We start from the raw sequence: 15,514 nt of genomic DNA, 5'->3' as shown, positions 1-15,514 counted from the left end.
CACTGTTTGATCAAGGGACTGCTTAGCCCTATCTAGCTAAGCAATATCGAAATCAAAGAAAAGGACAAAAACTATGTCACGCCAAACACCGTCACTCTCATTTGAAGTGTTCCCTCCCAACCCAGCTGTGGGTAATGATAAGATTATTTCTGCTCTTCAAGATATGCAGGAGCTAGCACCTCACTTTATCAGTGTGACTGCCAGCAATAATAAATTTAATATCAAGGAAACGACGGTTCGTTTGGCTGACTTTATCCAGAATGATTTGGCGATTCCAACTATTGCCCACTTGCCAGCTATCTATCTGACCAAGGAAAAGGTTGCTGAAACCATTGCAGACTTGGATAAGGTTGGGGTACAGAAAATCTTGGCCTTGCGTGGGGATATTATCCCTGATGTGGAACCACAAAAGGATTTCCGCTACGCAACGGACTTGATCGAGTTCATCAAGGAACAAGCCCCTCACTTTGAGATTGTCGGAGCTTGTTACCCAGAAGGGCACCCTGACTCGCCAAACCAGATCTCGGATATCCAAAATCTCAAGAAGAAAGTGGATGCAGGTTGTTCAAGCCTTGTAACGCAGCTTTTCTTTGACAATGAGCGTTTCTATGATTTCCAAGACAAGTGTACCTTGGCAGGGATTGATGTTCCTATTCATGCGGGGATTATGCCCATTCTGAACCGTAATCAAGCCCTTCGTCTCTTGAAGACTTGTGAGAATATCCACCTTCCACGTAAATTTAAGGCCATCTTAGACAAGTATGAGCATGACCCTGAGTCGCTCAGAGCAGCAGGACTTGCCTATGCCGTGGACCAGATAGTGGACTTGGTGACCCAGGATGTTGCAGGTGTCCATCTCTACACCATGAACAATGCTGAAACAGCAAAATACATCCACCAAGCAACCCATGCCTTGTTTAATCATCAGTCTTTAGGGTAATTGATTCTTTAACCACTGAGACGACAGCTTGTCATTTACATGCTTTTAAATGAAAAATGACAGTTGCGAAAGCCAAAGAGTTTGCTAAATAAAATAAACAACAAACCATTCCTCTTTTCATGGGGGAATGGTTCCTTTTTAATAGAAAAGCCCGCACTTTTTAAGAAAAATATGATAAAATAGACTCTGTACGTACTTGATACAAAGATGAGGGTATTTAGGTTGTAGAAGTTTGTTTAAAGTGGATTATTTTTTAAACAGAATATGATAATAGGTGTCTCAAAAAACGCGAACGGAGTGAGTATTTAAAAGATATTTCACGCTATAGTGGTATCCTAGAGAATAACTCTGTTATTTTCTAGGACGGAATTTTTGAGAGTAAAATAGTTCGGGGAACTATTTTAGCCTGAGCATAGAAATAAAAAGGCGAAGTGTTCAAAAATTAGGAATGAAATTCCCTGGATTTCTAAAATCATCCACTGGATAATTTTACCTTCCGTCCGCACTATTCCAGTGAAATATCAAAAAAACTACTTAATTGAATTTTGGCCTCATTTCTTAGGAAAAAAGACAAGCTTCCTATTTTTCTACAGAAATGTTCGGCAAGCCGAACCGTCCAAAATATCTTGATTAATTGAACACGCCTACAACTCTGTGGAAAAAGATAAATCTACCTAGGAGCAGTCGCTCCGTCGTTCGACTCCTATTTTCCTTTGAGTTGCTTAACGGCTTAGTATCCTGATTTTTGTAGGCAAGGCGTATAATATTATCAATCCAAAGGGGATTAACATGACAAAACAAGTATTTCAAACGACTTTTGCGGGTCGTGAGTTGGTTGTAGAGACTGGTAAGGTTGCTAAGCAAGCAAATGGCTCTGTTGTCGTGCGTTACGGTGAGTCAACTGTCTTGACTGCAGCCGTGATGTCTAAGAAAATGGCAACTGGGGATTTCTTCCCACTTCAAGTCAACTACGAAGAAAAAATGTATGCAGCTGGGAAGTTTCCTGGTGGCTTTATGAAACGTGAAGGACGTCCTTCAACTGATGCGACTTTGACAGCGCGTTTGATTGACCGTCCAATCCGTCCAATGTTTGCGGAAGGTTTCCGTAATGAAGTGCAAGTGATCAATACGGTTCTTTCTTATGATGAAAATGCCTCTGCACCAATGGCAGCTATGTTTGGTTCATCCTTGGCGCTTTCTATATCAGATATTCCATTTGACGGACCAATCGCTGGGGTACAAGTGGGCTATGTCGATGGTCAAATCATCATCAACCCTAGTCAAGAACAAGCAGAGCGTTCGCTTCTTGAATTGACAGTAGCTGGTACCAAACACGCTATTAACATGGTTGAGTCTGGTGCCAAAGAATTGTCAGAAGAAATCATGTTGGAAGCTCTTCTCAAAGGGCACGAAGCAGTCAAAGAATTGATTGCTTTCCAAGAAGAGATCGTTGCTGCGGTTGGTAAGGAAAAAGCAGAAGTGGAACTGCTTCATGTGGATGCTGAATTACAGACTGAAATCATCGCAGCCTACAACAGTGACCTCCAAAAAGCGGTTCAAGTAGAAGAAAAATTAGCGCGTGAAGTTGCTACTCAAGCTGTTAAAGACCAAGTGACTGCAGTTTACCAAGAAAAATATGCAGACCACGAAGAATTTGACCGTATCATGCGTGATGTGGCTGAAATCTTGGAACAAATGGAACACGCTGAAGTGCGCCGTTTGATCACAGAAGACAAGGTTCGTCCTGACGGACGTAAGGTCGATGAAATTCGTCCTTTGGATGCGGTTGTTGACTTCCTTCCTCGTGTACATGGTTCCGGTCTCTTCACTCGTGGTCAAACTCAAGCCCTTTCTGTCTTGACCTTGGCTCCGATGGGAGAAACTCAAATCATCGATGGTTTGGACCCAGAGTACAAGAAACGCTTTATGCACCACTATAACTTCCCTCAATACTCTGTAGGGGAAACTGGTCGTTACGGTGCACCAGGTCGTCGTGAAATTGGTCACGGTGCTCTTGGTGAGCGTGCTCTTGCCCAAGTCTTGCCAAGTTTGGAAGAATTCCCATACGCTATCCGTCTGGTAGCAGAAGTCTTGGAATCAAATGGTTCTTCATCTCAGGCTTCTATCTGTGCGGGAACTCTTGCCCTTATGGCTGGTGGTGTGCCAATCAAGGCGCCAGTAGCTGGTATTGCCATGGGTCTCATCTCTGATGGAAATAACTACACTGTATTGACAGATATCCAAGGTTTGGAAGACCACTTTGGAGACATGGACTTTAAGGTAGCAGGTACTCGTGAGGGGATTACAGCCCTTCAAATGGATATCAAGATCCAAGGGATTACTGCAGAAATCTTGACAGAAGCTCTTGCTCAAGCTAAGAAAGCGCGTTTTGAAATCCTTGATGTGATTGAAGAAACGATTCCAGAAGTTCGTCCAGAATTGGCTCCAACTGCTCCGAAGATTGATACCATCAAGATTGATGTGGACAAGATTAAGATTGTCATCGGTAAGGGTGGAGAAACCATCGACAAGATTATCGCTGAAACAGCCGTTAAGATTGATATCGACGAAGAAGGAAATGTGTCTATCTACTCTAGCGACCAAGATGCTATCAATCGTGCTAAAGAAATTATTGCTGGTTTGGTGCGTGAGGCTAAAGTCGATGAAGTTTACCATGCCAAGGTTGTTCGTATCGAGAAATTTGGTGCCTTTGTCAACCTCTTTGACAAGACAGACGCCCTTGTTCACATTTCGGAAATGGCTTGGACGCGTACCAATAATGTCGAAGACTTGGTGGCTATTGGAGACGAAGTCGATGTCAAAGTTATCAAGATTGATGAAAAAGGACGTGTTGATGCTTCTATGAAGGCTCTTCTTCCACGTCCACCAAAACCTGAGCGTGATGAAAAAGGTGAAAAGTCTGAACGTCCTCACCGTCCACGTCATCACAAGGATCACAAACCGAAGAAAGAATTTACACACAAACCAAAAGACTCAGAATAAGAAAGGAGAAATGTATGGGATGGTGGCGCGAAACCATTGATATTGTAAAAGAAAATGATCCAGCGGCGCGCACCACTTTGGAGGTTCTACTGACCTATCCGGGTGTCAAGGCCTTGGCTGCCCACCGTCTCTCGCATTTTCTCTGGAAGCATGGCTTTAAACTCTTGGCTCGTATGCACAGTCAGTTTTGGCGCTTTTGGACTCAGATTGAGATCCATCCGGGGGCTCAGATAGAATCAGGTGTCTTTATCGACCATGGTTCTGGCTTGGTGATTGGAGAGACAGCGATTGTTGAGAAGGGCGTTCTTCTCTATCACGGAGTAACTCTTGGGGGAACTGGAAAAGACTGTGGGAAACGCCATCCGACCGTTCGCAAGGGAGCCCTCATATCGGCTCATGCCCAAGTTATTGGACCAGTGGAAATCGGCGAAAATGCTAAGGTCGGTGCTGCAGCAGTTGTTGTGGCAGATGTTCCTAGTGATGTGACGGTTGTCGGAATTCCTGCTAAAATTGTCCGAGTTCATGGACAGAAGGATGAGCCGACTATCCACGAAGTCGAAGAAAAACGGGAGTACTACGTCAATAAACTCGAGCATGCCCGTGAAGCCAGCCACAGATCGTCGGGGTTGTAGAGGATACCTATATGATTCAAGCAAGAAATAAGTTGAGCCAAGAAGAGTTATTTGAAGCGAAAAAACTAATTAACTGTTGCCAAGCCTATGATGGAACTTATCGTGATCCCTATCTTTCTAACATGCTTAATTTTGACCCAAATATGCCGGCCTTTTTCCTTTATTATGAAAAAGGCGAACTTGTTGGTCTCTTAACTGTCTATGCTGATGATCAAGATGTGGAAGTGACGATACTGGTTCATCCAGAACATCGCCGACAGAGAATTGCGCGTGCTTTGTTTACTAGTTTTGAGAAAGGAACGGCTTCTTTCCCCATTCGGTCAGTCACCTTTCAGACAGAACGTATTTTTTTAGAGAATCATCCTGACTTTGCCAGTAACTGGGGACTAATCGAGGATGAAGAGACAGAAACTTGGTTAGGTAAGGATAGAAGACCTTATCCGTTAGTAACTGTTTCTAATCTTGAAGTTTTGTTAGCAGATAGTTCATTTCAGAATCAAATTAGTCAGTTGAAGTTTCAGGTATTTTCAGAGGAACATGAATCGAGAGAAGTTGTGGATCGATATGTCGCCGAAGCTCTGAAGGATCCAGAAAGTCGCCTATATGTTTTATTAAAAGACGGTCAGGTTATTGGAACTTGTACAGTTGATTTATCGAGTCATACGAATTACTTCTATGGCTTAGCAATAGCTGAGCTTGAACGCGGGCAAGGCTACGGAAGCTATCTAGCAAAATCCCTTGTCAATAAACTGATTGAGCAAAATGACAAGGAGTTTCAGATTGCCGTGGAAGATAGCAATGTAGGTGCCAAACGTTTGTATGAAAAAATTGGCTTTGTCAAACAGACCCAGGTGGTTTATCTGAAAGCAAAAGTGTAGAACTAGAAAGGTAACTACAAGAATGGCAGTATATTTTTACGGCTGTATCACCATGGATGGCTACTTGGCAGACAGCCAGCACAGGATAGACTGGCTGCATCAGCTTAGTTCTGTAGAGGATACAGGATATGATGACTTTTACAGGCAAATGGATATCACCATCATGGGCAAGCGGACCTTTGAGGAAATCCAAGATTTGCAAGATGTAGAAAGTTTTTATCAAGCTACGGAAAACTATGTCTTTACGCATGATAGGCACCTGCCTGTCAGCAATTACCAGCCAGTAGCTGGGGATGTGGTGGACTTTGTTCACCAGATTGACAAAGGCAAAAATGTCTTTGTGATTGGTGGTAATTCCTTGGTAGGACCGCTCTTGGATGCGGATCTTTTCGACCACCTCATTATTCAGATAGCGCCCCTTATCCTAGGAAAGGGGGTTCCCCTCTTTACCCAAGAGGAAGGGCAGCGCTTTTACCAACTGGATAGCCTCAGACAATTTGGCCCTTTTGCAGAGCTGGTTTTCAGCCGAAAAAGTCAGAAATAGAGAAGGGAGTGGACCGCATGATTAAAATTTACGACACCATGTCTCGTGATTTGCGAGAATTTGTCCCAATCGAGAACGGTAAGGTTAAGATGTATGTCTGTGGGCCTACGGTCTACAACTATATCCACGTCGGCAATGCCCGCTCAACAGTAGCTTTTGACACTGTTCGCCGCTATTTTGAGTATCGGGGATTTGAGGTCAATTATATTTCCAATTTTACAGATGTAGATGATAAGATTATCAATCGCGCCAAGGAAGAAGGCATCACACCTCAGGAGGTTGCGGACAAGTACATCGCGGCCTTTCGTGAGGATGTGACGGCCTTGGGTGTCAAGCCTGCGACTCGCCATCCACGTGTAGTAGAGTTTATGGAGGACATCATTCGTTTTGTCGCTGACTTGATTGAAAAAGGCTTTGCCTACGAGAGTCAAGGGGATGTTTACTTCCGTGTGGAAAAATCCCACAACTATGCCAAGTTGGCTAATAAAACCCTAGAAGATTTGGAGTTGGGTGCTTCAGGTCGAACAGATGAAGAAACGGCACGTAAGGAAAATCCTGTGGACTTTGCTCTCTGGAAAGCTGCCAAGCCAGGCGAGATTTCTTGGGATAGTCCTTGGGAACCTGGTCGTCCGGGCTGGCATATCGAGTGTTCGGTTATGTCGACAGAGATTTTGGGAGATACCATTGATATTCACGGTGGTGGAGCCGATCTGGAGTTTCCGCATCATACCAATGAAATTGCCCAGTCAGAAGCTAAAACAGGCAAGACTTTTGCTAACTACTGGATGCACAATGGCTTTGTTAATATCGACAATGTCAAGATGTCCAAGTCCTTGGGCAACTTTATAACTGTACATGATGCCCTCAAAACCATCGATGGCCAAGTCCTTCGTTTCTTCTTTGCCACTCAGCATTACCGCAAGCCAATCAACTTTACAGAAAAGGCAGTGCGTGATGCCGAGACCAATCTTAAGTATCTAAAGAACACTTACGAGCAACCATTTACCGGAACTGTAGATGCGGGGGAGTTACAAGCTTTTAAAGATAAGTTTGTAGCGGCTATGGATGAGGACTTTAACGCTGCCAATGGTATCACAGTTGTCTTTGAAATGGCCAAATGGATCAATTCAGGCAACTATGATGCAAGTGTCAAGGAAGCTCTTGCGGCTATGTTAGAAGTCTTCGGAATTGTCTTTGTTGAGGAAGTTTTGGATGCAGAGATCGAAACCTTGATCCAAAAACGTCAAGAAGCGCGTGCTAATCGTGACTTTGCGACAGCAGACCAAATCCGTGATCAACTGGCTGCTCAAGGGATTAAGCTCCTTGATACCAAGGATGGAGTGAGGTGGACACGTGATTGATGTCAATCTCATTAACGGGATTGCGCTAGCTTTTGAAGGAGATGCGGTGTATTCTATGTATATTCGCCGTCACCTCATCCTAAAAGGCATGACCAAGCCCAATAAACTTCACCAAGAGGCGACCAAGTATGTCTCGGCCAAGGCTCAGGCTAGCCTGATTTCCCTCATGTTGGAGGAGCAAGTTTTAACGGAAAAAGAAGAAGAAATCTATAAACGTGGGCGCAATACCAATAGCCACACAAAGGCTAAAAATGCAGATGTCGTAACTTATCGGATGTCGACTGGCTTTGAAGCTGTCATGGGTTATCTTCATCTGACTGATAATATGGAGCGTCTAGAGACCTTGATTTCGTGGTGTATCCAAAAAGTGGAGGCGTAGAAATGCTTGCAAAAGAATTACTAGACTGGTTTCCTGAGGCTCAGATTTCAGATCAGCCGATAGAGAAGCTAGGATATCTTACACTTCCTCTGACTTCTCAACAGTGGATTTTACTGGAGGAGACCAATCTCACTGAACGTGAAAAGCAGTTAATTACCCTTTTAACCCAGCAGGAGCAGGCTCGTTCGCTCAATCCTTGGTATTCCTATCTGATTGAGGGAAAGGGGCAGGCGCCTCAAACTTTTAAAAAGATACAACTGGTTTATTGCCATCTATCCTATTATCAACAGGAAAATCTAGCCTCTTGGCTGGATATGATGCAGACCCTCTTTCCTAACTGCCAGACAGTGTTGCAGGTCGGAGTTCAGGACTATGTTTTTGTTCTCCAGCAAGATAAATACAGCTCTGTTCGCTCAATCTTATCCGATACGATTGAGGCAGTAGAGTATGACTTTGGTCTTCGTCTGTCTATCATGTTGGGGCAGGTTTGGTCACAGACTGGGTATCAGGCTTTGTCAGATTTAATCCAAGCAGAGCGGGACTTGTTTAAGGCTTGGTGGCGTCAAGGGCATCAAGGTGTTCATACTTTTTCACAACTCTATCTCTGGAGTATGGGAGAAAGGAGTGCAAATCTTAAAGTTATCAAAGAATACCTACACCAGATGATTTTAGAACAAGACCAGATACAGGAAATTATTCTTTCTCTTTGGGAAAACAGTGCTGTCTTAACGAAAACTGCCCAGCAACTCTATCTGCATCGCAATTCTCTTCAATACAAGATTGATAAATGGGAAGAATTAACAGGGCTTCAGTTGAAGGAGTTGACGGATCTCACCTTGTGCTATCAGTTGATTTTACCAGATATTCTCTAAAGTTTTGTGCAAGTTGCACAGAACTTTTTTATTTTTTTGGTCACCTTGCCATAGAAATATAAAGCGTTTTCATTTATAATATAACTATCAAAAAATAAAAGGAGTTCACCTTCCATGGTAGAATTAAATCTTAAAAACATTTACAAAAAATATCCAAACAGCGAACACTACTCAGTTGAAGACTTCAACTTGGACATCAAAGACAAGGAATTTATCGTTTTCGTAGGTCCTTCAGGGTGTGGTAAATCAACAACTCTTCGTATGATCGCTGGTCTTGAAGACATTACAGAAGGTACTGCATCTATCGATGGCGTGGTTGTCAACGACGTAGCTCCAAAAGACCGTGACATCGCCATGGTATTCCAAAACTACGCTCTTTACCCACACATGACTGTATATGACAACATGGCTTTTGGTTTGAAATTGCGTAAGTACAGCAAAGAAGACATCGACAAACGTGTGCAAGAAGCTGCAGCAATCCTTGGCTTGAAAGAGTTCTTGGATCGTAAACCAGCTGACCTTTCCGGTGGTCAACGTCAACGTGTTGCCATGGGTCGTGCAATCGTCCGTGATGCAAAAGTGTTCTTGATGGACGAACCTTTGTCAAACTTGGATGCCAAACTTCGTGTATCTATGCGTGCTGAAATTGCGAAGATTCACCGTCGTATCGGTGCTACAACTATCTACGTAACGCACGACCAAACAGAAGCGATGACATTGGCAGACCGTATCGTTATCATGTCAGCTACTAAGAACCCTGCTGGTACAGGTACTATCGGACGTGTAGAACAAATCGGTACTCCTCAAGAAGTTTACAAAAATCCAGTTAACAAGTTCGTTGCAGGATTTATCGGAAGCCCAGCTATGAACTTCATCAATGTGAAATTGGTTGGTGGTGAAATTGTTTCTGACGGTTTCCGCTTGAAAGTTCCAGAAGGAGCTTTGAAAGTTCTTCGTGATAAAGGCTACGAAGGTAAAGAATTGATCTTCGGTATTCGTCCAGAAGATGTGAATGCAGAACCTGCTTTCCTTGAAACATTCCCAGAATCAGTTGTTAAAGCAACTATCTCTGTATCAGAATTGCTTGGTTCAGAATCTCACCTTTACTGCCAAGTTGGTAAAGATGAATTTGTTGCAAAAGTGGATGCTCGTGACTACTTGCAAACAGGTGCAACGGTTGAACTTGGATTCGACTTGAACAAAGCGCACTTCTTCGACGTAGAAACTGAGAAAACAATCTACTAAGATAAATAAATAGAATAGCAAAGCACTGCAGAGTTTCTCTTGCAGTGCTTTTTCTTTTAAATGCATAGGCTAGGCATGAAAACAGGCTTTTCTAGTTTTAATATTCTTAAAAAAGTGATAAAATGGTAGGAAGAATTGGAGAGAATAGATGCCGAAAGAAGTGAATTTGACGGGCGATGAGGTTGTCGCTTTAACGCAAAAATATTTATCGAAAGAAGATGTTGCTTTTGTACATAAAGCCTTGGTTTACGCCGTTGAATGCCATAGTGGTCAATACCGTAAATCTGGCGAGCCCTATATTATTCATCCCATTCAGGTGGCAGGGATTTTAGCTAAACTCAAGCTAGATGCCGTGACGGTTGCCTGCGGTTTTTTGCATGACGTGGTTGAGGATACGGATGCGACACTGGATGATTTAGAGCAAGAGTTTGGTCATGATGTTCGCATTATTGTTGATGGAGTGACTAAGCTTGGTAAGGTGGAGTACAAATCGATCGAGGAGCAATTAGCGGAAAACCACCGCAAGATGCTCATGGCCATGTCTGAGGATATCCGCGTTATCTTGGTTAAACTATCTGACCGCTTGCATAACATGAGAACGCTTAACCACCTACGAAAAGACAAGCAGGAACGTATTTCCAGAGAGACCATGGAAATCTATGCACCACTTGCTCATCGTCTGGGTATTTCTAGCGTCAAGTGGGAGTTAGAAGACTTGTCCTTCCGCTATCTTAATCCAACTGAGTTTTACAAGATCACTCATATGATGAAGGAAAAACGTAGAGAGCGTGAGGCTTTGGTCGATGAAGTCGTGACAAAGTTAGAGGACTACACTTCCGAACGCAATCTAAAAGGGAAAATCTATGGTCGTCCCAAGCATATCTACTCTATCTATCGCAAGATGCAGGATAAGAAGAAACGCTTCGAGGAAATCTATGACCTGATTGCCATTCGCTGTATCCTAGAGACTCATAGTGATGTCTATGCCATGCTGGGCTATGTGCATGAGCTTTGGAAACCAATGCCTGGGCGTTTTAAAGATTATATCGCTAACCGTAAGGCCAATGGTTACCAGTCTATCCATACGACTGTCTATGGACCAAAAGGTCCGATTGAATTCCAAATTCGTACCAAGGAAATGCACGAGGTGGCTGAGTACGGGGTAGCAGCTCACTGGGCCTATAAGAAAGGAATCAAGGGGCAGGTCAACAGCAAAGAATCAGCTATCGGAATGAACTGGATCAAGGAAATGATTGAGTTGCAAGACCAGGCTGATGATGCCAAGGAATTTGTGGATTCTGTTAAGGAAAACTACCTAGCTGAGGAGATTTACGTCTTTACCCCAGATGGGGCTGTACGTTCCCTTCCAAAAGATTCAGGCCCGATTGACTTTGCCTATGAAATTCATACCAAAGTCGGTGAAAAAGCAACTGGTGCCAAGGTCAATGGCCGTATGGTTCCTTTGACAACCAAGCTCAAAACTGGGGATCAGGTCGAAATTGTCACCAACCCTAACTCCTTTGGCCCGAGTCGTGACTGGCTCAACATGGTCAAGACTAGCAAGGCACGCAACAAGATTCGTCAGTTCTTTAAAAACCAAGACAAGGAATTGTCTGTTAACAAGGGCCGTGAAATGCTGATAGCTCAGTTCCAAGAAAACGGCTATGTAGCCAATAAATTCATGGACAAGCGTCACATGGACCAAGTCCTTCAAAAGACCAGTTACAAGACAGAAGAGTCTCTCTTTGCGGCCATTGGTTTTGGAGAAATCGGTGCTATTACGGTCTTTAATCGTCTGACTGAAAAGGAACGCCGTGAGGAAGAGCGTGCCAAGGCCAAGGCGGAAGCAGAAGAGCTTGTCAAAGGTGGCGAGGTAAAGGTTGAAAACAAAGAAACCCTCAAGGTCAAGCATGAGGGTGGTGTGGTCATTGAAGGTGCCTCAGGACTCCTCGTTCGGATTGCTAAGTGTTGCAATCCCGTTCCGGGTGACGATATTGTTGGCTATATCACCAAGGGCCGTGGAGTGGCCATTCACCGTGTGGACTGTATGAACCTTCGCGCCCAAGAAAACTACGAGCAACGTCTCCTTGATGTGGAATGGGAAGATCAATACTCAAGCAAGGAATACATCGCCCATATCGATATCTATGGCCTCAACCGTACAGGACTCTTAAATGATGTTCTGCAAGTTCTTTCCAACACCACTAAGAATATCTCAACCGTTAACGCCCAACCAACCAAGGATATGAAATTTGCTAATATCCATGTGTCCTTTGGAATTTCAAACCTTTCTACGCTGACAACGGTCGTTGACAAAATCAAGAGTGTGCCAGAGGTATACTCAGTCAAACGAACCAACGGATAATTGAATAGAAAGGCGCTTATGAAAATCATCATTCAACGGGTTAAAAAAGCCCAAGTGAGTATCGAAGGTCAGGTTCAGGGAAAAATCAATCAGGGTCTCTTATTGTTGGTCGGTGTAGGCCCAGAGGACCAAGAGGAAGATCTGGATTATGCTGTGAGAAAACTGGTCAACATGCGGATTTTTTCAGATGCAGAAGGCAAGATGAATCTGTCTGTTAAGGATATTGGGGGCGAAATCCTTTCTATTTCTCAGTTTACCCTCTTTGCAGATACTAAGAAGGGCAATCGTCCAGCCTTTACAGGTGCAGCCAAGCCTGATAGGGCAGCTGCCTTCTATGACACTTTCAACCAAAAGCTAGCTCAGGAAGTGCCCGTTCAGACAGGTATCTTTGGAGCGGATATGCAGGTGGAGCTGGTCAATGACGGACCAGTCACCATCATTCTTGATTCTAAAAATAGATAAGAAAACCAAGCCAGCTGGCTTGGTTTTTGTTTAGAAACACTCCCATAAAGAAATGTGTTTGTTGTAAAAGTCGGGATAGTTTTCCCTTAGGTGGGCAGCCGTCATATAATAAAAAGTAGAATGACAACCAGTGACGATTGGCATAAGAGATGAAAATCGCTGAGAACTAGTGAAGGCTAAAAGGACAAATAATAGAAAATCGCTAATGAGCACCCCTAAATAGTAGAAGCGAAATTTTTTATTGATTTGAGCATAAATCTCAGAGAAATGTTTTTGGAGTCGGTTGACCAAGCGAAATAGCAGTAGTCCTTGAGCAAGGATGAAAATAAAACCAGACAGCAGGAGCCAGTCTACAGAGAGATCGGTTTTGGAGATAAAAATTGCTAATAGTAGCAAATCGCTGACTGCAATGGCTGCAAAATGGATTCTAAAGAGCCTTTTCATAGGAAGACCTCCCTCTTTTATCTACCTTCATTCTACACCAAACGAATGGGAGTTGCAACTAACATAATAAAAAATCCCTAAAAGGAATTTCTTTCAGGAATAAGGGCTTAGTTGATTTTTTCGACATAGAGTTGTTTGGCGATATCCATACTAACTTGGAGGTCTTCGTCTTTGTTGACCAGAGTAAAGCTATTGGAAAAGCCATCAAACTGCTTGACTTGGAGTTGGTCACCGATATGAATTGCGTGCTTTTCTAGATATTTGAGTAGTTCAAAGCTATCATGAACCCGAGTCAGGAGATAGGTTCCAGCTTCCTGGACGGCCGCTAGTGGCAGGTTATTAATTTCAACCAAAAGTTCTCCCTCGGCAGGTATGGTTCCACCGTGGGGGCAGGTTTGAGGGAAACCGAGCAGTTTATCCAGTCTCTTTACAAATAGGTCAGAGACAGTGTGCTCTAGGACCTCAGCTTCTTCGTGGATTTGATCGCTAGTATAGTCTAGATGGTGAACTAGAAAGACTTCAATCAAACGGTGTTTACGATAGAGCTCAGAGACCAGTTTGAGGCCAATATCTGTCAATAGATAGCCGTTCTCCTTATCCTTGAGGATGAGATTTTCACTTTTCATGCGTTTGATCATCTCTGTTACAGCAGGCGGAGAGACCTGCATACGGGCAGCAATTTCTTTGTTGGTGATTTTTTGCATGTCCGTACCGATTTCATAAATACATTTTAAATAATCTTCTTTATTTGGAGTCATTCGTTTCCTCTTGTATATTCTCTCCATCTAGTATACCAAAAAAAGCTAGATTTCTCTAGCTTTCTGTCATAATGCTTGTGATTTTAGTCTAGTTCTTTAACTGCAGCAATAGCAGCTTCAAAGTTTGGCTCCGTGTTGATATTGTCAACGTATTCTACATAACGGATGACATTGTCAGTATCGAGAACAAAGACGGCACGTGCAAGGAGATGCCATTCGTTGATCAAGAGGGCATAATCGCGCCCGAAAGAATGGTCAAAGTAGTCTGAAAGCATGATGGCATTGTCAAGACCTTCAGCCCCGCACCAGCGTCCTTGGGCAAATGGTAGGTCCATAGAAACGGTAAGAACGACGGTGTTGTCAAGGTTGGCAAGTTCTTGGTTGAAGCGACGTGTTTGCGTTGAGCAGACACCAGTATCGATAGAAGGGACAACACTCAAGACTTTTTTCTTTCCATCAAAGTCAGCTAGCGTTTTTTTAGAGAGATCGGTTGTTGTAAGAGAAAAGTCAAGTGCCTTGTCTCCGACTTGCAGTTGTTTACCTGTAAAAGTTACAGGATTTCCGAGAAAAGTGGTCATGAAACTACTCCATTCTTTTTTCTTTCATTTTACCGAGAATTATCAGATTTTTCCAATGATTTGACCGGAAAGTGTAAAAAAACGCCAATTCGGTGAGAATGACGTTTTTAATGGATTATTTTGACAAACCTTCAGCAATCTTGTCAAGGTTGTATTTCATCATGTTGTAGTAGCTGTCACCTTCTTTACCTTCTTCAGCGATTGAGTCAGTAAAGATTTGTGCGTAAATTGGGATATTTGTGTCTTGTGAAACAGTCTTCATTGGACGGTCATCGACACTTGATTCAACAAAGAGTGATGGAACTTTTGTTTGGCGAAGTTTTTCAACCAAGGTCTTGATTTGTTCCGGTGTTCCTTCTTCTTCTGTGTTGATTTCCCAGATGTAGGCACTTGGAACTCCGTAAGCTTTAGAGAAGTATTTGAAGCATCCTTCGCTGGTTACGATGAGTTTCTTTTCAGCAGGGATATTGTTAAATTTCTCTTTGGCTTCCTTGTCCAGTTTGTCTAGCTTTTCAGTATAGTCTTTGAGATTTTTTTCGTAGAATTCCTTGTTGCTAGGGTCTTTTGCAATCAACTGTTTAGCGATATTTTTAGCATAAATTATCCCATTTTCAAGGTTGAGCCAAGCGTGTGGGTCTTCTTTGCCTTTCTCGTTTTGACCTTCAAGGTAGATGATATCTACGCCGTCACTAACTGCATAGTAGTCTTTGTTTTCAGTTTTCTTGGCATTTTCGACCAATTTGGTAAACCAAGCATTGCCACCTGTTTCAAGGTTGATACCGTTATAGAAAATGAGGTCAGCCTCAGAAGTTTTCTTTACGTCTTCAGGAAGTGGTTCGTACTCGTGTGGGTCTTGACCAACAGGAACGATACTATGAAGATCAATCTTGTCACCAGCGATATTTTTAGTAATATCAGCAATGATAGAGTTAGTCGCTACAACCTTTAGTTTTTGGTTTGTAGATGCTGTATCTTTTTTCCCACTAGCACAGGCAGCTAATCCAATGATAGAAAGAAAAAGAACGAGCAATGTACCTAATTTTTTCATTAGAT

At 43.1% G+C, this 15,514-nt stretch carries 15 protein-coding genes; 11 read left to right on the top strand and 4 right to left on the bottom strand.

Annotated elements, in window-relative coordinates:
- Nucleotides 1-73 precede the first annotated feature (73 nt).
- From metF to dtd, 11 genes are all read left to right on the top strand, one after another.
- On the top strand, nt 74-940 hold the full coding sequence (gene metF, locus MK409_RS05015) for a methylenetetrahydrofolate reductase [NAD(P)H] (RefSeq protein ID WP_000089957.1): 867 nt from the start codon (nt 74-76) through the stop codon (nt 938-940).
- Nucleotides 941-1,729: 789 nt separating this feature from the next.
- On the top strand, nt 1,730-3,943 hold the full coding sequence (gene pnp / locus MK409_RS05010) for a polyribonucleotide nucleotidyltransferase (protein WP_268705530.1): 2,214 nt from the start codon (nt 1,730-1,732) through the stop codon (nt 3,941-3,943).
- Between the two features lie 14 nt (nt 3,944-3,957).
- Nucleotides 3,958-4,575, top strand: coding sequence for a serine O-acetyltransferase (cysE, locus tag MK409_RS05005; RefSeq protein WP_000539989.1), 618 nt, complete (start codon nt 3,958-3,960; stop codon nt 4,573-4,575).
- Between the two features lie 11 nt (nt 4,576-4,586).
- The gene (locus MK409_RS05000; protein ID WP_000613640.1) at nt 4,587-5,453 is read left to right on the top strand and encodes a GNAT family N-acetyltransferase; all 867 of its coding nucleotides are present in this window, start codon (nt 4,587-4,589) and stop codon (nt 5,451-5,453) included.
- 22 nt (nt 5,454-5,475) lie between these two features.
- Nucleotides 5,476-5,997, top strand: a complete 522-nt coding sequence (locus tag MK409_RS04995; RefSeq protein ID WP_000301983.1) for a dihydrofolate reductase family protein — start codon at nt 5,476-5,478, stop codon at nt 5,995-5,997.
- A 17-nt stretch (nt 5,998-6,014) separates the two neighbouring features.
- Nucleotides 6,015-7,358 (top strand): cysteine--tRNA ligase, encoded by a 1,344-nt coding sequence (gene cysS, locus MK409_RS04990; protein ID WP_268705529.1) that lies wholly within the window; start codon nt 6,015-6,017, stop codon nt 7,356-7,358.
- Nucleotides 7,351-7,737 carry a Mini-ribonuclease 3 gene (locus tag MK409_RS04985; protein WP_268705528.1) on the top strand — a complete coding sequence of 129 codons (387 nt, stop codon included), beginning with the start codon at nt 7,351-7,353 and terminating at the stop codon, nt 7,735-7,737. Before cysS ends, MK409_RS04985 begins: the two co-directional genes overlap by 8 nt.
- Nucleotides 7,738-7,739: 2 nt before the next feature.
- On the top strand, nt 7,740-8,609 hold the full coding sequence (locus MK409_RS04980; RefSeq protein ID WP_268705527.1) for a PucR family transcriptional regulator: 870 nt from the start codon (nt 7,740-7,742) through the stop codon (nt 8,607-8,609).
- A gap of 114 nt (nt 8,610-8,723) precedes the next feature.
- On the top strand, nt 8,724-9,854 hold the full coding sequence (locus MK409_RS04975; protein WP_049538615.1) for an ABC transporter ATP-binding protein: 1,131 nt from the start codon (nt 8,724-8,726) through the stop codon (nt 9,852-9,854).
- A gap of 148 nt (nt 9,855-10,002) precedes the next feature.
- Complete coding sequence (locus tag MK409_RS04970; protein WP_268705526.1) at nt 10,003-12,219, top strand: RelA/SpoT family protein; 2,217 nt, start codon at nt 10,003-10,005, stop codon at nt 12,217-12,219.
- A gap of 18 nt (nt 12,220-12,237) precedes the next feature.
- Nucleotides 12,238-12,681 carry a D-aminoacyl-tRNA deacylase gene (dtd, locus tag MK409_RS04965; protein ID WP_268705525.1) on the top strand — a complete coding sequence of 148 codons (444 nt, stop codon included), beginning with the start codon at nt 12,238-12,240 and terminating at the stop codon, nt 12,679-12,681.
- Nucleotides 12,682-12,711: 30 nt separating this feature from the next.
- Here dtd and MK409_RS04960 read toward each other — a convergent pair whose 3' ends face one another.
- The 4 genes from MK409_RS04960 to MK409_RS04945 form a co-directional block, all read right to left on the bottom strand.
- Nucleotides 12,712-13,125, bottom strand: coding sequence for a hypothetical protein (locus MK409_RS04960; protein WP_268705524.1), 414 nt, complete (start codon nt 13,123-13,125; stop codon nt 12,712-12,714).
- Nucleotides 13,126-13,232: 107 nt separating this feature from the next.
- Nucleotides 13,233-13,883, bottom strand: coding sequence for a metal-dependent transcriptional regulator (locus MK409_RS04955; RefSeq protein ID WP_049538620.1), 651 nt, complete (start codon nt 13,881-13,883; stop codon nt 13,233-13,235).
- 83 nt (nt 13,884-13,966) lie between these two features.
- Complete coding sequence (gene tpx, locus MK409_RS04950) at nt 13,967-14,461, bottom strand: thiol peroxidase (protein ID WP_070837982.1); 495 nt, start codon at nt 14,459-14,461, stop codon at nt 13,967-13,969.
- 115 nt (nt 14,462-14,576) lie between these two features.
- Complete coding sequence (locus MK409_RS04945) at nt 14,577-15,509, bottom strand: metal ABC transporter substrate-binding protein (protein ID WP_000733064.1); 933 nt, start codon at nt 15,507-15,509, stop codon at nt 14,577-14,579.
- Nucleotides 15,510-15,514: the final 5 nt, after the last annotated feature.

This window comes from Streptococcus oralis (assembly GCF_026782375.1).
In the GTDB taxonomy this organism is placed as follows: domain Bacteria; phylum Bacillota; class Bacilli; order Lactobacillales; family Streptococcaceae; genus Streptococcus; species Streptococcus oralis_CL.
This window is presented reverse-complemented; position numbering and strand designations above follow the sequence as displayed.